This is a genomic window from Klebsiella sp. CN_Kp097 (assembly GCF_040064495.1).
Taxonomy (GTDB): domain Bacteria; phylum Pseudomonadota; class Gammaproteobacteria; order Enterobacterales; family Enterobacteriaceae; genus Klebsiella; species Klebsiella aerogenes.
This window is the reverse complement of the sequence record NZ_JBEAIL010000019.1, coordinates 93988-114355: the sequence shown is the minus strand read 5'-3', so window position 1 is coordinate 114355 and position 20368 is coordinate 93988. Positions and strand designations below refer to the sequence as shown.

At 57.8% G+C, this 20368-nt stretch carries 23 protein-coding genes; 16 read left to right on the top strand and 7 right to left on the bottom strand.

Annotation, left to right across the window (positions count from 1 at the left end; translation table 11 throughout):
- Positions 1–46 precede the first annotated feature (46 nt).
- Positions 47–838 carry a DsbA family protein gene (locus ABLV07_RS16885; RefSeq protein ID WP_059476360.1) on the bottom strand — a complete coding sequence of 264 codons (792 nt, stop codon included), beginning with the start codon at positions 836–838 and terminating at the stop codon, positions 47–49.
- Between the two features lie 219 nt (positions 839–1057).
- On the opposite strand from ABLV07_RS16885, the gene ABLV07_RS16880 reads away from it, so the two are divergent.
- The 3 genes from ABLV07_RS16880 to cbpM all read left to right on the top strand — a co-directional run bounded on the left by ABLV07_RS16880 (position 1058) and on the right by cbpM (position 3105).
- The gene (locus ABLV07_RS16880; RefSeq protein ID WP_348853873.1) at positions 1058–1741 is read left to right on the top strand and encodes a TerC family protein; all 684 of its coding nucleotides are present in this window, start codon (positions 1058–1060) and stop codon (positions 1739–1741) included.
- Between the two features lie 141 nt (positions 1742–1882).
- Positions 1883–2800, top strand: a complete 918-nt coding sequence (gene cbpA, locus ABLV07_RS16875; protein ID WP_047057455.1) for a curved DNA-binding protein — start codon at positions 1883–1885, stop codon at positions 2798–2800.
- Positions 2800–3105: a chaperone modulator CbpM gene (gene cbpM, locus ABLV07_RS16870; protein ID WP_015368685.1), complete on the top strand. Its 306-nt coding sequence runs from the start codon at positions 2800–2802 to the stop codon at positions 3103–3105. Before cbpA ends, cbpM begins: the two co-directional genes overlap by 1 nt.
- A 192-nt stretch (positions 3106–3297) precedes the next feature.
- On the opposite strand, the gene ABLV07_RS16865 is transcribed toward cbpM, so the two are convergent.
- The 4 genes from ABLV07_RS16865 to ABLV07_RS16850 all read right to left on the bottom strand — a co-directional run bounded on the left by ABLV07_RS16865 (position 3298) and on the right by ABLV07_RS16850 (position 7770).
- Positions 3298–3669: a plasmid partitioning/stability family protein gene (locus ABLV07_RS16865; protein ID WP_348853872.1), complete on the bottom strand. Its 372-nt coding sequence runs from the start codon at positions 3667–3669 to the stop codon at positions 3298–3300.
- Positions 3670–3678: 9 nt separating this feature from the next.
- A complete protein-coding gene (locus ABLV07_RS16860; protein ID WP_015368687.1) occupies positions 3679–4635 on the bottom strand; it encodes a plasmid stability protein StbA in 957 nt (318 codons plus the stop codon).
- Between the two features lie 274 nt (positions 4636–4909).
- A complete protein-coding gene (gene melB, locus ABLV07_RS16855) occupies positions 4910–6325 on the bottom strand; it encodes a melibiose:sodium transporter MelB (protein ID WP_032709637.1) in 1416 nt (471 codons plus the stop codon).
- Positions 6326–6417: 92 nt separating this feature from the next.
- The gene (locus ABLV07_RS16850) at positions 6418–7770 is read right to left on the bottom strand and encodes an alpha-glucosidase/alpha-galactosidase (protein WP_103826187.1); all 1353 of its coding nucleotides are present in this window, start codon (positions 7768–7770) and stop codon (positions 6418–6420) included.
- Positions 7771–8009: 239 nt separating this feature from the next.
- Here ABLV07_RS16850 and melR point away from each other — a divergent pair, with 239 nt between their 5' ends.
- A complete protein-coding gene (melR, locus tag ABLV07_RS16845) occupies positions 8010–8948 on the top strand; it encodes a transcriptional regulator MelR (protein ID WP_026612426.1) in 939 nt (312 codons plus the stop codon).
- Between the two features lie 50 nt (positions 8949–8998).
- Here the strand turns inward: melR and proP are convergent, their stop codons facing one another.
- Positions 8999–10501, bottom strand: coding sequence for a glycine betaine/L-proline transporter ProP (gene proP, locus ABLV07_RS16840; RefSeq protein WP_015368691.1), 1503 nt, complete (start codon positions 10499–10501; stop codon positions 8999–9001).
- Positions 10502–11035: 534 nt separating this feature from the next.
- Between proP and ABLV07_RS16835 the strand changes: the two genes are divergently transcribed.
- The 12 genes from ABLV07_RS16835 to phnP all read left to right on the top strand — a co-directional run bounded on the left by ABLV07_RS16835 (position 11036) and on the right by phnP (position 19925).
- Positions 11036–11371: a zinc ribbon domain-containing protein YjdM gene (locus tag ABLV07_RS16835; protein ID WP_015368693.1), complete on the top strand. Its 336-nt coding sequence runs from the start codon at positions 11036–11038 to the stop codon at positions 11369–11371.
- 284 nt (positions 11372–11655) lie between these two features.
- Positions 11656–12090: a VOC family metalloprotein YjdN gene (yjdN, locus tag ABLV07_RS16830; RefSeq protein WP_015704080.1), complete on the top strand. Its 435-nt coding sequence runs from the start codon at positions 11656–11658 to the stop codon at positions 12088–12090.
- Positions 12091–12246: 156 nt separating this feature from the next.
- Positions 12247–12972: a phosphonate metabolism transcriptional regulator PhnF gene (gene phnF / locus ABLV07_RS16825; RefSeq protein ID WP_015368695.1), complete on the top strand. Its 726-nt coding sequence runs from the start codon at positions 12247–12249 to the stop codon at positions 12970–12972.
- Entirely contained in the window at positions 12973–13425 is a 453-nt protein-coding gene (gene phnG / locus ABLV07_RS16820; RefSeq protein ID WP_108683961.1) for a phosphonate C-P lyase system protein PhnG, read from the top strand.
- Positions 13422–14006, top strand: coding sequence for a phosphonate C-P lyase system protein PhnH (gene phnH, locus ABLV07_RS16815; RefSeq protein ID WP_045362698.1), 585 nt, complete (start codon positions 13422–13424; stop codon positions 14004–14006). Before phnG ends, phnH begins: the two co-directional genes overlap by 4 nt.
- Positions 14007–15071, top strand: a complete 1065-nt coding sequence (locus ABLV07_RS16810) for a carbon-phosphorus lyase complex subunit PhnI (protein ID WP_348853871.1) — start codon at positions 14007–14009, stop codon at positions 15069–15071.
- Positions 15064–15912 carry an alpha-D-ribose 1-methylphosphonate 5-phosphate C-P-lyase PhnJ gene (locus ABLV07_RS16805; protein ID WP_015368699.1) on the top strand — a complete coding sequence of 283 codons (849 nt, stop codon included), beginning with the start codon at positions 15064–15066 and terminating at the stop codon, positions 15910–15912. The genes ABLV07_RS16810 and ABLV07_RS16805 overlap by 8 nt, the downstream gene beginning before the upstream one ends.
- Positions 15909–16667 carry a phosphonate C-P lyase system protein PhnK gene (phnK, locus tag ABLV07_RS16800; protein ID WP_015368700.1) on the top strand — a complete coding sequence of 253 codons (759 nt, stop codon included), beginning with the start codon at positions 15909–15911 and terminating at the stop codon, positions 16665–16667. The genes ABLV07_RS16805 and phnK overlap by 4 nt, the downstream gene beginning before the upstream one ends.
- Before the next feature lie 107 nt (positions 16668–16774).
- Positions 16775–17455, top strand: a complete 681-nt coding sequence (gene phnL / locus ABLV07_RS16795; RefSeq protein ID WP_045362692.1) for a phosphonate C-P lyase system protein PhnL — start codon at positions 16775–16777, stop codon at positions 17453–17455.
- Positions 17452–18588 (top strand): alpha-D-ribose 1-methylphosphonate 5-triphosphate diphosphatase, encoded by a 1137-nt coding sequence (gene phnM, locus ABLV07_RS16790; protein ID WP_045367887.1) that lies wholly within the window; start codon positions 17452–17454, stop codon positions 18586–18588. The genes phnL and phnM overlap by 4 nt, the downstream gene beginning before the upstream one ends.
- Positions 18588–19151: a ribose 1,5-bisphosphokinase gene (phnN, locus tag ABLV07_RS16785; RefSeq protein WP_015368703.1), complete on the top strand. Its 564-nt coding sequence runs from the start codon at positions 18588–18590 to the stop codon at positions 19149–19151. Before phnM ends, phnN begins: the two co-directional genes overlap by 1 nt.
- Positions 19152–19166: 15 nt before the next feature.
- Positions 19167–19925: a phosphonate metabolism protein PhnP gene (phnP, locus tag ABLV07_RS16780; protein ID WP_015368704.1), complete on the top strand. Its 759-nt coding sequence runs from the start codon at positions 19167–19169 to the stop codon at positions 19923–19925.
- A gap of 22 nt (positions 19926–19947) precedes the next feature.
- On the opposite strand, the gene yjdP is transcribed toward phnP, so the two are convergent.
- The gene (gene yjdP / locus ABLV07_RS16775) at positions 19948–20301 is read right to left on the bottom strand and encodes a DDRRRQL repeat protein YjdP (RefSeq protein ID WP_015368705.1); all 354 of its coding nucleotides are present in this window, start codon (positions 20299–20301) and stop codon (positions 19948–19950) included.
- Positions 20302–20368 lie beyond the last annotated feature (67 nt).

Sequence of the window (20368 nt, the reverse complement as noted above, 5' to 3'; positions counted from 1 at the left end):
AAAAGGCCGCATCACGTGCGGCCTTTCCTCTTTCAGCCCGGTGAGATTACTGACCGCCGGCTTTCTTAATCGCCGCATCCAGCGAGGCTTTGTCAGCCAGTCCCGGGAAGACGGTAATGGTCGCTTCGGTCGCGCCGGTAGTCGGCATAACAATCACGCCAGGCGTACCGCTTAAGCCAATCTCCTGCGCCAGCTGGTTAATGTTGTCCAGCGCCGGTTCGACATCCGCCGCTTTTTTGGCGTCAAAGTTCACCTTTTTCGCCTGCTGCTGAATATCCGCCGCCGTCAGTTTACCTTCGTTATGCCCGGTGGCGTAAACGCCGTTGTGGTAAGTCAGGTAGGCCTCGGCCCCTTTCTGCTGATATATCTGCAGACCGGTTTTCGCCGCGTCCAGCGAGGTTGCCCAGCGGCTGCCGAAAATCGGCCACTCTTTGAAAGCAAAGCGGGTTTGCGGATGGTCTTTAATTACCTGCTCCATAACCGGCGCGAGGCGGCTACAGTAGATGCATTGATAATCGAAGAACTCGATAACGGTAACTTTACCGTTAGCCGGGCCGTAGGTTGGCGTGGCCTTATCCTGCGTCAGCTTGTCGGCATTCTTGATTACCGCCTGGGTAGCGGCGCTGGCCTGCTGTTCCGCCTGAATTTGCTGCAGCTTTTGGCTGGCCTGCAATAGCACTTCCGGATGAGCGACCAGGTAGTCAGCGGCGATTTTGCCAATACGCGCTTCCTGCTCCGCGGTGAAAGTCGCGGCCGGCGCGTCAGCGGCGCTGGCCAGCGCCGGCAGCAGGGAAGCGCCCGCCAGGGCGAGAATAAGTAGATTCTTGATGCCAGACATATTGAAAAGTCCTTACGAAAAAGTAGACGGCAGGTGAGCCTAATCGGACAAAATATCATCCTTTGGCGGCGAATCATTGTCAGTCTATGCATTGATTCGTAACTTTATTTGTCAGACGCCCCGATTCCCCCTACGGCTTGAAGGGTGGTCAGGGGCGAAGAACGGGAGTACCCTGCGCCCATCTTTTTTGATCGACATTATTTGCAATACGAGCCAGGCATGAACGAAATATTGAGTCAGTGGGACTTCGCCGTCATTTTGCTACAAATCATCGCCATCGATTTGTTATTAGGCGGCGATAACGCGGTGGTCATCGCCATGGCCTGCCGCAAGCTGCCGGCGCATCTGCGCACCAAAGCCATTGTTATCGGTACTCTCGGCGCGATTATCGCCAGGGTCGCGCTGCTGGCGGTGGCACTCTATTTACTGTCGTTGCCGTGGCTAAAAATCGTCGGCGCGCTACTGCTACTGTGGATTGGCATTAAGCTGGTCGCCAACGAGGAAGAAGAGAGCGATATCAGCAGCTCAAGCAGCCTATGGCGCACCGCCGTCACCATCACCGTCGCCGATGTCATCATGTCGCTGGATAACGTACTGGCCGTGGCCGCCGCCGGTAAAGGCCATCTGTTACTGGTGGCGCTGGGGGTATTAATCAGCATTCCGATTATTGTCGCCGGTAGTAAGCTGGTGTTGGCAATCCTGACCCGCTTTCCCTCGGTCGTATTACTGGGCGGCGCGCTGATTGGCTGGATTGCCGGTTCAATGATGATAACCGACCCGACCTTTGTTCAGCTGTTCCCCCATTCCCCGAATTATCTACATTTTGTTGCCGGGGCCATTGGCGCGGCGTTGGTGCTGCTGGAAGGATGGCGGCGCAACTACCGCTCCGGTACCCCAGAATAATCACTGAACGCCGTCACCCCCGACGGCGTCAAGTTTTCGCCACTTTTCTCCGCCACCCTTTCTCATTTGCCCTACGCTTAATAGAGCCGCCTGATCCAGGGATTCTGTGACCAGATTTTTGAGCATAAATGAGATAACACCATGGAATTAAAGGATTATTATACCATTCTGGGGGTTAAGCCAACGGACGATCTGAAAACCATCAAGACCGCCTATCGCCGTTTGGCTCGTAAATATCACCCCGACGTCAGCAAAGAACCCGATGCCGAAGCAAAATTCAAAGATCTCGCCGAAGCATGGGAAGTTCTCAAAGACGATCAGCGTCGCGCCGAATATGACCAACTTTGGCAGCACCGCAACGATCCGCAGTTCAACCGCCAGCAGCACGCCCACGAACAAAGCTACAGCCAGCAGGACTTCGACGATATCTTCTCCTCGATGTTCGGCCAGCAGGCGCATCACGCCCGCCGCCAGCGCGCCGAGCGCGGCCACGATGTCGAAATCGAAGTGGCGGTGTTCCTCGAAGAAACCCTCGCCGAACAGACTCGTACCATCAGCTACAAGCTGCCGGTCTATAACGTCTTCGGCATGGTTGAGAGTGAAACGCCGAAAACGCTGAATGTGAAAATTCCGGCGGGGGTCAGCGATGGCCAGCGTATTCGCCTGAAAGGTCAGGGGACACCGGGCGAAAACGGCGGCCCGAATGGCGATCTGTGGCTGGTGATTCATATCGCGCCGCATCCGCTGTTCGACATCAACGGTCATAACCTGGAGATCGTACTGCCGCTGGCGCCGTGGGAAGCCGCGCTGGGGGCGAAAGTCACCGTACCGACGTTAAAAGAGAGCATTCTGCTGACAATTCCAGCGGGTAGTCAGGCGGGACAACGGCTGCGTATCAAGGGCAAAGGGTTGGTGAGCAAAACCCACACCGGCGATTTGTTCGCCGTCATCAAAATCGTTATGCCGCCAAAACCAGATGAAAAAGCGCGTGAGCTCTGGCAGCAGCTCGCCGAAAGCGAAGCCAGCTTCGATCCGCGTAAGACATGGGGGAAAGCCTGATGGCTAAAGTAACAGTGACGTTTACCATCACCGAGTTGTGCCTGCGCACCGGGGTGTCGGAAGAGGAGCTGACGGAAATCGTCGGCTTAGGGATGATTGAGCCGCACCAGCCGCAGGCTGAAACCTGGCTGTTTGACGACAGCGCGGTGACGATTGTGCATCGCGCAGTGCGCCTGCGTAACGAGCTGGAGCTGGACTGGCCGGGGATTGCGGTGGCGTTGACGCTGCTGGATGAAAATGCGCGACTCACCCGCGAAAATCGACTACTGCAGCAGCGTCTGGCCCGCTTTTTGACCCATAGCTAAGCGGAATTCCCGGGTCGCGGCGTTCCGCCTTACCCGGGCTACAGGTCGCTCACAGCGCAAACGGTAGCCCGGCTGAGCGTAGCGTAAGCCGGGAAATTTCCCGGGTCGCGGCGTTCCGCCTTACCCGGGCTACAGCTCGCTCACGGCGCAAACCGTAGCCCGGCTGAGCGTAGCGAAAGCCGGGATAAGCGCTTAATCCGGCAGCGAGCCGGCGAGATTACGCGCGGAGACGCTCTCGCTCACCGGTGCAGGCGGCTCGGGCGCCTTAACCGGCGCGGCCGCTGGCGCGGATGCCGGAACGGAAGAGGCTGGCTGAATCTCAAGAAACGAGGCCAGCATTCTGCGCAGCGTCTCCGGTGGCGTATCTTCCGCCAGCAGCGCCGCCAGCATTGACGGCAGCCGGCTATCAACTTCACCCAACGCTAACCCGGCCAACAGCGCCGTACGCGACATATCCCCGCGATCGCCGCGGTGATGGGCCTCAATTTTCGCGTCCGCAAAGCGCTCGCTGGCGCTGATATCCGGGCGCAGGTATATCAGAACCTTTCTGCGGTCCAGAGTCATAGACGCTCCTTAACCAATAATTTTCAGACCACGCACGAGGGCGAACTGCGGCTCGTCGGCCACCACAAAGCGATCTTCGCGCAGACCCATACGTTCGCGAATCGCATCGGCAACCAGCGGCGCGCCGCCGCCAATCACGATGGCGTGCGAATAGCCTTTAAAACTATCAATCGCCGTCAGAACGCGAGTCGTCAGGCGTTCGATGCTATTGGAGATAACCTTTTTCACCTCAGATACCGCATCCGGATCGTTGATGTTATCGGTCAAATACTCTTCGTCGTGGCGGTTGATGATTATCTGATCAACGTTATAACTGGAGGTATCGGTATTCGCCCGCGCCAGCGCCAGCTTAACGGCGTCGGTCACCAGCGACACGCCCAGCTTCGGGTCACCGTAAATGCGCGAAACCGAGGTCATTTGCCCGGCCACCATCGAAATATCCAGCGTGGTGCCGCCGAGGTCGACAATCAGCACCGAATGCGACGGTTTCAGCTCATCACACAGGCTGATACCCGCCGGAATGGATTCCGGACGCACGGTGACTTTGGTGATATTGAACACCACGCCTTTATTCAGTTTAACTTCGCGAAGCAGGCTCTTTTTCTTACGCTCAATGTTATCAAGACGATATTGCGCATCTTCATCATAAAATTCGGTCAGCGGCAGGGTGACCACAATCTCGACATCCTGCGGTTCCAGACCGCTGGTCAACAGCGCATGGTGGACAGCGATGGAGTTCAACGGGCTGTATTGCCAATCAATATTGTTGGTGGGTAATGCATCGGGGGTGATCAGGTCGAAAGAGTACTTTTCATCATCCACGGTGTAGTTAAATGGCTTCCCGGCGCCGAAGGTGGCAGACCAGCCTCGTTTAAAACTATTGGGGCTGATATGGGTGAAAGTTTCGCCATCTTGCTCCCACAGCATTTTGATATTGGTTGAACCATCATCGATAAAAATGCGCATCGCATTGCTCCATCACTGAGACAAAGAAGAGAAAATTTAAGACCCAAAAAGAGTAGCAAGAGTTAAAAAGCAGCGCAAGAGCACGAAAAAGAGACAATTCCGAGTTTTATTTGAGAAACAATGGAGATTTCGATTAACCCATTGAGTTCAAAGAGAGAACTTATAGAGACAAAACAGAGAACTAAAAATTTTCATTTCTGTCTGTTTTAAACGCTATTTTTGTGCAAAAAGAGAGCATCCCTCCCCTCTTTCGCCAGCGGTTTGCGCACGCTTTTTACACCTGATTGGGTACCACAATCGGCCGTTCCGGCTCGACGACATTTTCCGGTACCCGACGATATTTATCCAGCAGGTGAATCTGAATACGTCGCAACATATCGCCATTCAGCTTGTAATAACGGAAATAGAGAAACAGCGTCAGGGCAAAAAAGAGCGTCGGCAGCGCAATCATTATCGCCTGCATCCCCAGCAGCGTGTGGGACGACTGCACAACATTCGGCACGTAGCCAATGATACCCAGCACGATGGCGATAAACCAGGCCGCAAACGCCGAACCAGCTTTGACCACCAGCGTCTGCACCGAGTAGGCGATACTTTCGCAGCGGATATTCATCGTATATTCGCCGTAGTCGACGGTATCGGCCACCATAATGACCTGCAGCACCCAGAATAGCGCGGTGCCGATATTCAACAGCACCCCGGCCAGCGAAATCAGCGCGAGGTTGTAAACGCCGCTCAGCGCCATCAGCAACAGCACGCCACAGCCCAGCACCGGCATGATCGATGCCCCCGCCCACAGAATGCGCCGCGACAGCCCTTTTACCAGTCGAGGGAACAAGATCAGCGTCAGTAAATTCGCCGCCCCCGCGTAGGACATGTAATACGGGAACATCTCCGCGCTGCCAATGACGTAGGTAAAGTAATAAATCGCGAAGCCGGCAATGATATTCGCCGCCGTGTTATAGGCCAGCGCCATGCCCAACAGGCAGGCCAGCTGATCGTTTTTATAGATGAGCGCCACCATCTGACGCAGTGAAAGATGGCTGGAATCCTCGCTCACGCCGCTATCCGACGAGTAAACCTCATGCACGTTGCGCAAGGTAACGAGGGTGGAAATTACGAAAAAGGCAATCAGCACCAGGGTAAACATCTGGAAACCGAAGCCGCGATCGGCGCCGCCGACGGCGCTGACAAACGGCAGTGTGACCCCGGCCGTCACAAACCCGGCAAGGCTGGCGAAAAAGCGCGGGTAAGGCACCAGCTGTTCACGTTCGCGTTTATCAAGGGTAATGGTCGGCACCAGCGACCAGAACGGCACATCCATGATGGTATAGGTGAAGCCCCACAGCAGGTAGGTCAGCCACACCCACGCCAGTAGCGCTCCGCCGCTGAAGTGATGGGCGCTGAACAGCATATACAGCACCACCGAGTTGGTGATAGTTCCGATCAGGATCCACGGCTTGAATTTCCCCCATCGCGATCGCGTGCAGTTGACGATCCATCCCATGATCGGATCGGCTATCGCATCAAGGATCCTCGCCACCAGAAACAAGGTGCCAACCACCCCAACCGATAGGCCAACAATATCGGTGTAGTAATACATCAGATACATGTAAACGATACCGATAGCGAAATCTTTACCAAAAGCACCAAATCCGTAGCTGAGCTTTGTTGTCATTGAAATACTCATAGGGTACAGGTCGCTGTCGCCAGCGCCTCCTTTAGCGTTTGATAGAGCATGGCAGGCGCCGCCGGGCCAGATCCCTCGGCGGCATGAGAAGATTAGCGGTGCAGCCAGGCCGGCAGCCAGTCGCCGTGGCTGGCGATCAGATCGTCCACCAGCGCGTAGATCTCTTCGATCCCCAGCACCGCAGCGGTGTGCGGATCCATCATCGTGGCGTAATAGACGTAATCCCGGTCTTCGTTGAGGATCGCCTGCGTCAGCAGCGTCTGCACGTTGATGTTGGTCTGCATCAGCGCCGCCAGATGCGCCGGCAGCGCGCCCACTTTCGTCGGCTGGATGCCGTTGGCGTCCACCAGGCAGGCAACTTCCACGCAGCAGCCCTGCGGCAGGTTGTCGATAAGATTATCGTTGCGCACGTTGCCGTACACCACGCTTGGCTCGCCGGTCCAGATAGCGTTCATGATGGTGCTGGCATACTCGCGCGAAGGTTTAACCTCGATCCGCTCGCCGCTCTTATAGCTCTCCAGCTCTTTATGCCAGTTGGCCAGCTGCTCGACGCAGCGTTTGGGGTACTCATCCAGCGGTACTTTATAGCGGGCGATAAGATCGTCGCGTCCCGGCTTGATAAACCATGGCGTGTATTCGGCGAAATGCTCCGACGATTCGGTGACAAAGTAGCCCAGCTTTTTGAACATCTCATAGCGGACGATGTTTTCGCAGCGCGGATTGCCATGCAGGTTCGGTTTCGGCGCCCGCCCTTCGGCGTAGGCCTGCAGCAGGTCGGGATAGATACTGACGTAGCTGCCGTCCGCGAGCTTTTTCTCCAGCGACAGATAGAACGCCATATGGTTAATACCCGCGCAGCGGTAGCGTAAATCCGCCGGGTCGAGGTTAAGATCGCGCGCCAGCTCTTCTGCTGTGCCTTGCACCGAGTGACACAGACCCACCTGCTTGATATGCGGGTAGCGGGCGTACATCGCCCAGGTGTTCATCGCCATCGGATTAACGTAGTTAAGCATGGTGGCGTTTGGGCAAACCTCGGTCATGTCGTCGCAGATAGCCCACAGGTGCGGGATGGTGCGCAGCGCGCGCATAATGCCTCCCGGCCCCAGCGTATCGGCAATGGTCTGCTCAAGGCCGTGACGTTTACAGACTTCGAAATCGGTGACAGTACAGGGTTCATAGCCGCCAATCTGGAAGGCGACGACGACAAAATCGGCGTCGTGCAAGGCGGTTTTACGATCGCGATGGCAGCTAATTTCGCCATTCGCACCGACGGAATCCATCAGCTTTCGCACCACGGTATGCGACTCTTCCAGCCGGGTTTCGTCGATATCCATCAGCGCGATATGCGCCGATTTCAACGCCGGGCGCTGGAAAACATCACCGAGAATATTTTTAACAAACACCGTCGAACCGGCGCCGATAAAGGTAATTTTTGGGGCGGACATCGCGCTCTCTCCATCAGGTCATTGAACACTTTCAGAGTGGCATGCCGCTCGCCGCTGCGCTGCCCCGTTCCCACCGGAGCATTCCCGGAAACTCAGATCGGCCATTGAACGCCACAAAATCTGAGTTTTTGGGAATAGATCGGCTTAAAAGGAGAGAAAACGGGCCGATGATTCCGCTAAGCTGTAATCAGTTCAGGCTAAAAACGCAGCCACTCTGACGATCCAGGAATCCGCCCATGATGGAACACCGCTTCACTTCCCTGCCCCCCGACCCGCACATGTGCAGCAGCGATGAAAAGCAGAGCCGCAGCCCGCTGGCGCTCTATTCCGAGTATCAGCGCATGGATATCGAACTGCGCCCCCCGCACGCCATGGCCACCAGCCACTGGCACGGCCAGGTAGAGGTCAACGTGCCGTTCGACGGCGACGTGGAGTATTTGATTAACAATGAAGTGGTGCGCATTGAGAAAGGCTATATCACCCTGTTTTGGGCCTGTACGCCGCATCAGTTGACCCGCCCCGGCGACTGCCAGCAGATGGCGATATTCAACCTGCCGATGCATCTGTTTCTGTCGTGGCCGCTGGATCGCGAACTGATAAACCACGTCACCCACGGGATGGTGATTAAATCTCTCGCCGCCCAGCAGTTAAGCGCTTTTGAAGTGCGCCGTTGGCAGCAGGAGTTGAATCACGAGAATGAACAGATTCGCCAGTTGGCGATCGATGAAATCGCCCTGATGCTCAAGCGGCTGAGCCTCGCCGGCTGGCAGCCGATTCTGGTCAATAAGACCTCGCGCACGCACAAGAACAGCGTCTCGCGCCACGCACAATTTTACGTTAGCCAGATGCTGGAATTTATCGCCGCCCATTATGACCAGGCGCTGACCGTCGATGCCGTCGCCGAACACGTTAAACTCAATCCGAACTACGCGATGGGCGTTTTTCAGCGGGTAATGCAGCAGACCATGAAGCAGTACATTACCGCCATGCGCATCAATCACGTACGCGCGCTGCTGAGCGATACCGATAAGACCATTCTTGATATCGCCCTCACCGCCGGGTTCCGCTCCAGCAGCCGCTTCTACAGTACCTTCACCCGCTATGTCGGCATGCCGCCGCAGCAGTACCGTAAATTGAGCCAGCAGCGCCGCCACAGCCTCGCGCCGCCGCAGCCATAAAAAATGCCGCCGGGGTCTCCCACGGCGGCATTTTTCACAGCTTAAAACGGTTAGTCGTTGATACGTGGATGCTGCTGTACCAGACGGGCGCGTTTTTCCTGCAGGTCGGCGATTTCCTGATCGATATCTTCGATTTTATGTTCGATGTTATCGTAGTGCTCGCCCAGAATTTCTTTCGCTTCCTGGATATCGGACGCCGCCGGCGTCGCCCCTTTCAGCGGACGGTTAGCGGTCTCTTTCATCGACAGGCCGGTAATCAGGCCAATCACCGCAATCACCATCAGATAGTAAGCCGGCATCATCAGGTTCTGGGTGGTTTCCACCAGCCATGCCGCCAGCGTCGGCGTCAGACCGGCGATCAGCACCGAGATGTTAAAGGCGCTGGCCAGAGCGCTGAAGCGAATGTGGGTCGGGAACATCGCCGGCAGCGATGAGGCCATCACGCCGATAAAGCAGTTCAGCACCACCGCCAGCAGCAGCAGACCGGCGAAGATCAGGCCAATCACGTTACTGTTAATCATGATAAAGGCCGGGATAGACAGCGTGAACAGCGCGACGCTACCCACCAGGATAAACGGACGACGGCCAAAACGGTCGCTCAGCATGCCGATAACCGGCTGGACAAACAACATGCCGACCATGATGGCGATAATAATCAGTACGCCGTGATCTTCCGAGTAGTGCAGGTTGTGCGACAGGTAGCTCGGCATGTAGGTCAACAGCATGTAGTAGGTCACGTTAGTGGAAATCACCAGGCCAATACAGGTCAGCAGGCTGCGCCAGTGTTTGGTGGCAATCTCTTTAAAGGAGACTTTCGGACCCTCCTGCAGGCCTTCGCGGTCGCCCTGTTCAAGGGTATCCACGTGCTGCTGGAACGCCGGGGTCTCTTCTAACGCGTGACGCAGGTACAGGCCGATAATCCCCAGCGGCAGCGCCAGGAAGAACGGAATACGCCAGCCCCAGTCGAGGAAGTTCTCTTCGCCCACGACGCTGGAAATCAGTACCACCACGCCTGCGCCCATTACGAAGCCGGCAATCGAACCGAAGTCCAGCCAACTGCCCATAAACCCGCGTTTACGGTCAGGCGAGTATTCGGCCACGAAGATCGACGCCCCGGTATATTCGCCGCCTACCGAGAAGCCCTGCGCCATTTTACACAACAGCAGCAGAATCGGCGCCCAGATACCAATGGTGGCATACGACGGAATAAGACCGATACAGAATGTACTTATCGACATGATAACGATGGTGATCGCTAAGATTTTTTGTCGACCGTATTTATCGCCGAGCATCCCGAAGAACAGGCCGCCGAGCGGACGAATCAAGAAAGGAACCGAGAAAGTACCGAGCGCGGCAATCATCTGCACGCTGGGATCGGCATCGGGGAAGAAGACTTTACCGAGGGCATAAGCCACAAAACCATACACACCGAAATCGAACCACTCCATCGCATTACCGAGCGAGGCCGCGGTGATGGCTTTTCGCAGCTTGCTATCATCGATGATAGTGACATCCCTAAGCGTAATCGGCTTTATTTTTTTCCTTTTAAGCATACTTTTCCTCTGTGCTATCGCCTTGAGCGCACGACTCCTCGCCAAATGACGAGGTCATTCGCGACGTACGTTGGGAGCGGCGAAGTGCTGTGCTCCACATTTCAAGCGTAGCAGGTTTGCCTGCACTGTCTTTCTGACAGAGTGTACAACCGAACCTGTTGACGCCTGCTCTGGCCTTAAATTAATAATTCACTTACCAAATATGCAGTGACGAATTTACTTACATCCCTTTTTACCCTACCAGCGTTTAAATTTGGGATCAACTTCACGAAAAATTCGCCCAGCTTAATTACAGAGCCAAATAAAATGAATAAGTTCAATCTCTGTTTCGCCGCCGATGTTTATTTCTGGACTTTATTAGCGTCTGTTTTTCAGCATATTCTCCGCAAAGCCAAAATAATTACCCTGCGTTATTTCCTGGAAAAAATGCCCGACAAAAGTGCGGGATTGCGCTATAATCAGCCGCACTTTCGGCTCACAGCCGCTGTTTAACGGACCAACGTCCTGTTTTTCCCAGTAATCACGAGGAACGCCATGCAACTTCCACACTGCCCAAAATGCCATTCTGAATACACATATGAAGATAACGGCATGTACATTTGCCCGGAATGCGCCCACGAGTGGAACAATGCCGAGCCGGCCGACGATGCCGACGCGCTGATTGTAAAAGACGCTAACGGCAACTTACTTGCCGATGGCGACAGCGTGACCGTGGTGAAAGATCTGAAGGTAAAAGGCAGCTCTTCCATGCTGAAAATCGGCACCAAAGTGAAGAATATCCGTCTGGTCGAAGGCGATCACAACATCGACTGCAAAATTGACGGTTTTGGCCCGATGAAGCTGAAATCTGAATTCGTCAAAAAGAACTAATTAATTTTTTTTGCGCCAGCGTCATTATTTTTCCGGCGCTGGCGGCAACCTCGCCGGCACGTCCGAATATCAGCGGCGGATCGCGGCGAAATTATTTTGCTAATTTCGCGAAAATTATTCCCGAAATCTCCAGGCCGAACCGCGCGATCAATTCTCATTTCGTCTCTGCCTTCCCGCCACGCGGCGACGCATTTTCAGAAAAATTCACCCCGCTTTGCCGCCTGGCTTCTTTTGCCCGTCACCAACTACGCTTTATGGGTCATTGGTTATCTGAGGTCATGGTTATGTCCCTGAGTCCTTACATCGCTTTTAGCGGCAACTGCGCTGCCGCCATCGCCTTCTATCAGCAGGCGCTGGGGGCGCAGCTTATCCACCAAATCACCTACGGCGAAATGCCGCAGAGCGCCCAGGATGCCGAAGATGGTTGCGCCTCCGGGCAACATCTTGCCGCCGACTGCATCGCCCACGCCAGCCTGCAGGTCGCCGACAGTATTTTGATGTTGAGCGATAGCCCCAGTAGCGACATGGAACATTACGCAGGATTCGTCCTCGTGCTGGAGCCGAAAGATATTGCTGAAGGCAAACACTGGTTTGAGGCGCTGGCCGATGGCGGGCGCATCGAAATGGCATGGCAGGAGACCTTCTGGGCCCACGGTTTCGGCAAAGTGGTCGATCGCTTCGGCGTGCCGTGGATGGTTAACGTCGTCAAACAACCCTAATCTTCTCTCCAGGGCGGCTTCTCCGCCCTGTCATCTCACCGGCATTAACTCTTCATCCTGCGGTCATCGTGACTTAACAGGAATGTAACAAAAACGCGTCAGTATCGGCCCACGCTCAACGGGGAACCCCAAGGTACTTAGTGAGGCTCGATAACCATGTACTTATCCAGACATCCGACCAGTTACCCCACCCGGTATCAGGAAATTGCCGCCAGGCTTGAACAGGAGCTGCGCCATCACTATCGCTGCGGCGACTATTTGCCTGCGGAACAACAGCTGGCGGCGCGCTTTGAAGTTAACCGCCACACCCTACGCCGCGCCATCGATCAGCTGGTGGAACGCGGATGGGTCCAGCGCCGCCAGGGCGTCGGCGTACTGGTATTGATGCGCCCCATCGACTACCCGCTCAACGCCCAGGCGCGTTTTAGCCAGAATCTGCTGGAACAAGGCAGCCACCCGACCAGCGAGAAACTGCTGTCGGTGCTGCGCCCGGCCAGCAGCCATGTCGCCGAAGCCTTTGGCATCGCCGAAGGCGAAACCGTCATTCATCTGCGCACCCTGCGCCGGGTTAACGGCGTGGCGTTGTGTTTGATTGACCACTACTTCGCCGACCTGCGCTTCTGGCCGGTGCTGCAAACCTTCACCCATGGCTCGCTACACGACCTGCTGCGCGACCAACTCGCCATCGAACTGACCCGCGTACGCACCAAAATCAGCGCCCGCCGCGCGCAGGCGAAAGAGAGCAAGCTGCTGGAAATCCCCAATATGGCGCCACTGCTGTGCGTACGCACGCTCAATAGCCGCGAGGGCGAGACAGTCACGACGGAGTACTCCGTCAGCCTGACCCGCGCCGACATGATTGAATTCACCATGGAGCACTGAATGCACTTCGATACCGCCACCCGCCAGCGCTGGATGTCCGTGCTGGCCCACAGTGACCCGCAGGACCTTCTGGCGCGCATGCAATCGCTGCGGCTGGCGCCGGAGTATGAATTAATTCGCCCCCCGGAAACCGGGCTGGTACAGCTCCAGGCGCGTATGGGCGGTATCGGCGATCGTTTCTTTGCCGGTGACGCCACTCTGACCCGCGCCGCCGTGCGCCTGGCCGATGGCACCCTCGGCTACAGCTGGATTCTGGGCCGCGACCGCCCACACGCCGAGCGCTGCGCGGCGATCGACGGCCTGCTGCAATCGCCTCACTATTTTCACACCTTAATGGAAACCCTCATTACCCCGCTGGAAGCACAACGCAGCGCGCGCCTCGACGCCCGCCGTGCCGAAGTCAACGCCAGCCGGGTCGACTTCTTTACTCTGGTTCGCGGAGATAACGCATGACATTACAAACCGCCTTTACCCTACCGGTGCAGGATGCCCAACACAGTTTCCGCCGCCTGCTGAAAGCAATGAGCGAGCCGGGAGTGATTGTCTCCCTGCAGCAGCTTCAGCACGGCTGGCAGCCATTGAATATCGCCTCCACCAGTCTGTTATTGACCCTGGCCGATCACGACACCCCGGTGTGGATGGCCGCCGCGCTGCATAACGATCTGGTCAGCCAAAATCTGCGCTTCCATACCGGCGCGACGCTGGTGGAACAGCCGCAGCAGGCGGTATTTGCCGTCGCCTGCGACACCATCAGCGCCGAACAGCTTAATGTCCTTTCCGCCGGTACTGCGGCCGCGCCGGAAACCGGCGTCACGCTGATTGTTCAACTAGCCAGCCTGAGCGGCGGACGCATGCTGCGCCTGACCGGCGCGGGCATTGCCGAGGAGCGAATGATCGCCCCCCAACTGCCGGACTGCATCATCGACGAATTAACCGAACGCCCGCACCCGTTCCCACTGGGCATTGACCTGATCCTGACCTGCGGCGAGCGCCTGCTGGCTATCCCGCGTACCACCCACGTGGAGGTGTGCTAAATGTATGTTGCCGTCAAAGGCGGCGAGAAGGCGATTAGCGCCGCTCACGCTTTGCAAGAGCAGAAACGACGAGGCGATGGACGGCTTCCTGAACTGAGCGTCGAGCAGATAAGCGAACAGCTCAGCCTGGCAGTGGACCGGGTGATGACCGAAGGCGGCATCGCCGACCGCGAACTGGCGGCGCTGGCGCTGAAGCAGGCTAGCGGCGATAACGTCGAAGCCATTTTCCTGCTGCGCGCCTACCGCACCACCCTGCCGCGGCTGGCAGTCAGCGAACCGATTGATACCGCCGGGATGCGCCTCGAACGCCGGATCTCCGCGGTGTACAAAGATATCCCCGGCGGCCAACTGCTGGGCCCGACTTACGACTATACCCACCGCCTGCTCGATTTTACCCTGCTGGCCAACGGCGAACCGCCGTCTGTACAGAGAGCCGATAGCGAAACGCAGCCGACGCCGCACGTCTTCAACCTGCTGACGCAGCAGGGGCTGGCCAAAGCGGAAGCGGACTGCGGCACGCCCCCTGACGATATCACCCGCACCCCGCCGGTCTATCCCTGCTCGCGCTCCTCGCGGCTGCAGCAGCTGGTACGCGGCGATGAAGGCTATCTGCTGGCGCTGGCCTACTCAACCCAGCGCGGCTATGGCCGCAACCACCCATTTGCCGGCGAGATCCGCAGCGGCTACGTGCAGGTGGAAATCGTGCCGGAAGAGCTGGGTTTTAGCGTCAATATTGGCGAGCTGCTGCTGACCGAATGCGAAATGGTCAACGGCTTTGTCGATCCAGAGGATGAGCCGCCGCACTTCACCCGCGGCTACGGCCTGACGTTTGGCATGAGCGAGCGTAAAGCGATGGCCATGGCGCTGGTCGATCGCGCCCTTCAGGCGCCGGAATACGGCGAAGAGATAAGCGGACCGGCCCAGGACGAAGAGTTCGTGCTGGCGCACGCCGATAACGTTGAAGCCGCCGGCTTCGTCTCGCATCTGAAACTGCCGCACTATGTCGATTTCCAGGCCGAACTGGCGCTGTTGAAACGCCTGCAACGGGAGAACGAACGTGGCTAACCCACTGACTGGCTATAACTTTGCTTATCTTGATGAGCAAACCAAGCGCATGATCCGCCGGGCGATACTGAAAGCGGTGGCCATTCCCGGCTATCAGGTGCCCTTCGGCGGCCGTGAAATGCCGATGCCCTACGGTTGGGGTACCGGCGGGATCCAACTGACCGCCAGCGTTATCGGCGAGAACGACGTACTGAAGGTCATCGATCAGGGCGCCGATGACACCACCAACGCGGTGTCGATCCGCCAGTTCTTTAAACGCGTAACCGGCGTCGCCACCACCGAACGCACCGAAGACGCCACCCTGATCCAGACCCGCCACCGGATCCCGGAAACGCCGCTGGTGGAAGATCAGATCCTGATCTATCAGGTGCCGATCCCGGAGCCGCTGCGCTTTATCGAACCGCGCGAAACCGAAACCCGCACCATGCACGCGCTGGAAGAGTACGGCGTAATGCAGGTGAAGCTGTATGAGGATATCGCCCGCTTCGGCCACATCGCCACCACCTACGCCTATCCGGTGAAGGTGAACGGCCGCTACGTGATGGACCCTTCGCCGATCCCGAAATTCGATAACCCCAAAATGCACATGATGCCGGCGCTGCAGCTGTTCGGCGCCGGGCGCGAAAAACGTATCTACGCGGTGCCGCCCTATACCGCAGTCGAAAGCCTCGATTTCGACGATCACCCGTTTAGCGTGCAGGAGTGGGATGAACCCTGCGCCATTTGCGGTTCGCGCCACAGCTATCTTGACGAAGTGGTGCTGGATGACAGCGGCCAGCGGATGTTTGTCTGCTCCGATACCGACTATTGCCGCCAACAGAGCGAGGCGCAGAAAAAATGAGCCAGCCGTTACTTACAGTCAATCACCTGACCCATCTCTATGCGCCGGGAAAAGGTTTTAGCGATGTCTCTTTCGAGCTGTGGCCGGGCGAAGTGCTCGGCATCGTCGGCGAATCCGGCTCCGGTAAAACCACGCTGCTGAAAGCGATTTCCGCTCGTCTGGCGCCGCAACAGGGTGAAGTGCGGTATCAACAGCGCTCGCTATATGCCATGAGCGAAGCCGAACGCCGCCGCCTGCTGCGCACTGAATGGGGCGTCGTGCATCAGCACCCAATGGACGGCCTGCGTCGCCAGGTCTCGGCGGGCGGCAACATCGGCGAACGGCTGATGGCGACCGGCGCCCGCCACTACGGCGACATTCGCGCCACCGCCGAACGCTGGCTGCAGGAGGTGGAGATCCCGCCTTCCCGCATCGACGACCTGCCGACCACCTTTTCCGGTGGCATGCAGCAGCGCTTGCAAATCGCCCGCAATCTCGTGACGCAGCCGAAACTGGTGTTTATGGATGAACCCACCGGCGGGCTGGACGTCTCGGTACAGGCGCGCCTGCTCGATCTCCTGCGCGGGCTGGTAGTGGAGTTAGGGCTGGCGGCGGTGATAGTCACCCACGATCTCGGCGTCGCCCGCCTGCTGGCGAACCGCCTGCTGGTGATGAAACAAGGACAGGTGGTGGAAAGTGGCTTAACCGACCGGGTGCTCGACGATCCGCATCATCCTTACACCCAGCTACTGGTGTCGTCGGTGTTGCAGAATTGATGCTGTTTTGCCGGATGGCGGCTGCGCCTTATCCGGCCTACAGGTGCGTTATTCGTAGGCCGGGTAAGCGAAGCGCCACCCGGCACTCCAACCCCGAGAGGGCTAAAATGATCCGCGTTGAAAACATCCATAAAACCTTTGTTCTGCACCAACAGCACGGCGTACGCCTGCCGGTGCTCGCCGACGCTTCGCTCACCGTTAACGCCGGGGAGTGCGTGGTGCTGCACGGCCATTCCGGCAGCGGTAAATCGACGCTGCTGCGCTCGCTGTACGCTAACTATCTGCCGGACAGCGGTCATATTCATATCCGCCACGGCGACGAATGGGTAGATCTTGTGACCGCCACGCCGCGCAAGGTGCTGGAAGTGCGTAAAACCACTATCGGTTGGGTTAGCCAGTTTCTGCGGGTGATCCCGCGGATATCCGCACTGGAAGTCGTCATGCAGCCGCTGCTCGACCTCGGTACGCCGCGCGAAGAGAGCGCCGCTAAAGCCGCCCGCCTGCTGACCCAGCTCAACGTGCCGGAGCGTCTGTGGCATCTGGCGCCGTCCACCTTTTCCGGCGGCGAACAGCAGCGGGTCAACATCGCCCGCGGTTTTGCGGTCGACTATCCGATTTTACTCCTTGATGAACCCACCGCCTCGCTGGATGCCAACAACAGCGCTGCGGTGGTGGCGCTGATCCAGCAGGCTAAAGCGCGCGGCGCAGCTATCGTCGGTATTTTCCATGATGAAACGGTACGCGGCCAGGTCGCCGATCGCCTGCACCCAATGGGTATCACTGTATGATAATCAATAACGTAAAGCTGGTACTGGAAGACGAAACCATCAACGGCTCACTGGAAGTGCAGGATGGACGAATTTACGCCTTTGCCGAGAGCCAGAGCCGACAGCCCGGCGCCCTCGATGGCGAAGGCGGCTGGCTGCTGCCGGGGCTTATCGAACTCCATACCGATAACCTGGATAAATTTTTCACCCCGCGGCCAAAGGTTGACTGGCCTGCACACTCGGCGATGAGCAGCCACGATGCTTTGATGGTCGCCAGCGGCATCACCACCGTACTCGACGCCGTGGCGATTGGCGACGTGCGCGACGGCGGCGACCGCCTTGAGAATCTGGAAAAGATGATCAACGCGGTGGAAGAGACGCAAAAACGCGGGCTTAACCGCGCCGAGCACCGCCTGCATCTGCGCTGTGAACTGCCGCACCACACCACTCTGCCGCTGTTTGAAAAGCTGGTCGACCGCGAGCCGGTCACCCTGGTGTCGCTGATGGACCACTCGCCGGGTCAACGCCAGTTCGCCAACCGCGAAAAATATCGCGAATATTATCAGGGCAAATATCAGCTCAGCAGCGAGCAGATGCAACGCTTCGAAGAAGAGCAAATGGCGCTGGCGGCGGCCTGGTCGCAGCCTAATCGCCAGGCTATCGCCGCAATGTGTCGGGAGCGCCAAATCGCTCTCGCCAGCCACGACGACGCCACTCATGAACATGTCGCCGAATCCCACCAGCTTGGCAGCGTGATTGCCGAATTTCCCACCACGTTGGCCGCCGCGCAGGCTTCGCGCCAGCACGGAATGAATGTGTTGATGGGGGCGCCGAATATCGTGCGCGGCGGCTCGCATTCCGGCAATGTCGCCGCGCATCAACTGGCCGCCAGCGGCCTGTTGGATATTCTCTCTTCCGACTACTACCCCGCCAGCCTGCTTGATGCCGCTTTCCGCATCGCCGATAGCGACGACAACGCTTTCACGCTGGCGCAGGCTGTCCGTCTGGTCAGCAAACATCCTGCGCAGGCGCTGGGCCTGCATGACCGCGGCGTCATCGCCGAAGGCAAACGCGCCGATCTGGTGCTCGCGCACCGCCGCGGCCAGCACGTCCATATCGATCACGTCTGGCGTCAGGGAAAGAGGGTCTTTTAATGCCTGGAAAACTGATTTGGCTGGTCGGCCCCTCGGGGTCGGGAAAGGATAGTCTGCTGGCCGCGCTGCGCCAGCGTGAGCATCCGCAACTGCTGGTCGCGCATCGCTACATCACCCGCCCGCACCTGGTGGGCTGCGAGAACCATATTGCGCTCAGCGAGCATGAGTTTTTCACCCGCGCCGAGCGTAATCTTTTCGCGCTAAGCTGGCATGCCAACAATAATTACTATGGCGTCGGCATAGAGATCGACCTCTGGCTGCATGCCGGTTTTGATGTGGTCGCCAACGGCTCGCGCGCGCATCTGGCGCAGGCGCGGGAACGTTACGATGACGTACTGGTACCGATTTGTCTCGAAGTTTCGCCAACGGTGTTGCGCCAGCGGCTTGAACAGCGCGGTCGGGAAAATGCCGTGGAAATCGCCCAACGCCTGCAACGCGCCGCGCGCTATAAACCGGCCGATTGCCTGACGTTGAATAACGACGGCAGCCTCGGGCAATCGGTAGAGCGTTTCTTCCAGCTGTTGCGCCAGCACGCCGGACGTGAAGAGAATCAGCATGCCTGAGGGTAAGGTAATACGATGAGCCTGACGATCCGCCTGACCGGCACCGGCGGCGCCCAGCAGGTGCCGGTCTTCGGCTGCGACTGCGCCGCCTGCCAGCGCGCCCGCGTCGATGCTCGCTATCGCCGCCGCCCCTGCAGCGCGGTGGTGCGCTTTAACCATGCGGTCACGCTGCTCGACGCCGGGCTGGCGGATCTGGCGGAACGCCAGCCCGCTGGCAGCTTCCAGCAGATTTTATTGACGCATTACCATATGGATCACGTGCAGGGGCTGTTCCCCCTGCGCTGGGGGGTGGGCGATCCGATTGCGGTGTACGGCCCGCCGGATGACATCGGCTGCGACGATCTGTTTAAACATCCCGGCATCCTCGATTTTAGCCACACCGTTATCCCCTTCACGGTATTTGAATTACAGGGGCTACAGGTCACGCCGCTGCCGTTAATCCACTCGAAGCTGACCTACGGCTATCTGCTGGAGTCGGCGCACAGCCGGGTGGCCTGGCTTGCGGATACCGCCGGGCTGCCGGAGAAGACGCTGAAGTTTTTACTTAATAATCAGCCGCAGGTGATTGTCATCGATTGCAGCCACGAGCCCAGAACAGAGACACCGCGCAACCACAGCGACTTGAATACCGTGCGCGCGCTGAACCAGGTACTTGGCTGCCCGCGGGTGATCCTCACCCATATCAGCCATCAGTTCGACCGCTGGATGATGGATAACCCGCTGCCGAAAGGGTTCGAGGCGGGATACGACGGCATGGAGATCGTGCTGGAGTAACCGGCGTCATGGCAATGGAAAATCAGTAATCGTCGTCGAGACGGCGCTGGTCGCTCTCCAGCTGGCGACGATCGCTATCAAGCTGGCGCTGGCGTTCATCCAGCTGGCGACGGCGGTCGTCAAGCTGGCGCTGGCGATCGTTATATTGCTGCTGGTTATCCCTACGCTGCTGGCGGCTGCCCTGATAGCTGCCGTCATCGTAGCGTCCGTCGTCATAGCGCCCGTCGTCGTCGTCGGAACGGCTGCTGCCCGGATTGTAGGCATCGTTGATGGCTTGCTGAATATTGCCAATAGCGTCGTCAATAATATCGGCATGGGCCAGTTGGCTGCTCAGCGCCAGCGTGCAAAAAAACAGAGCGGTTGCGTAACGTTTCATCGTGGCCAGTCTCATCAGGGTACTGGTGGTACCTTAATCAACCCTATTTGCCGCGTGTAGCGGAGGA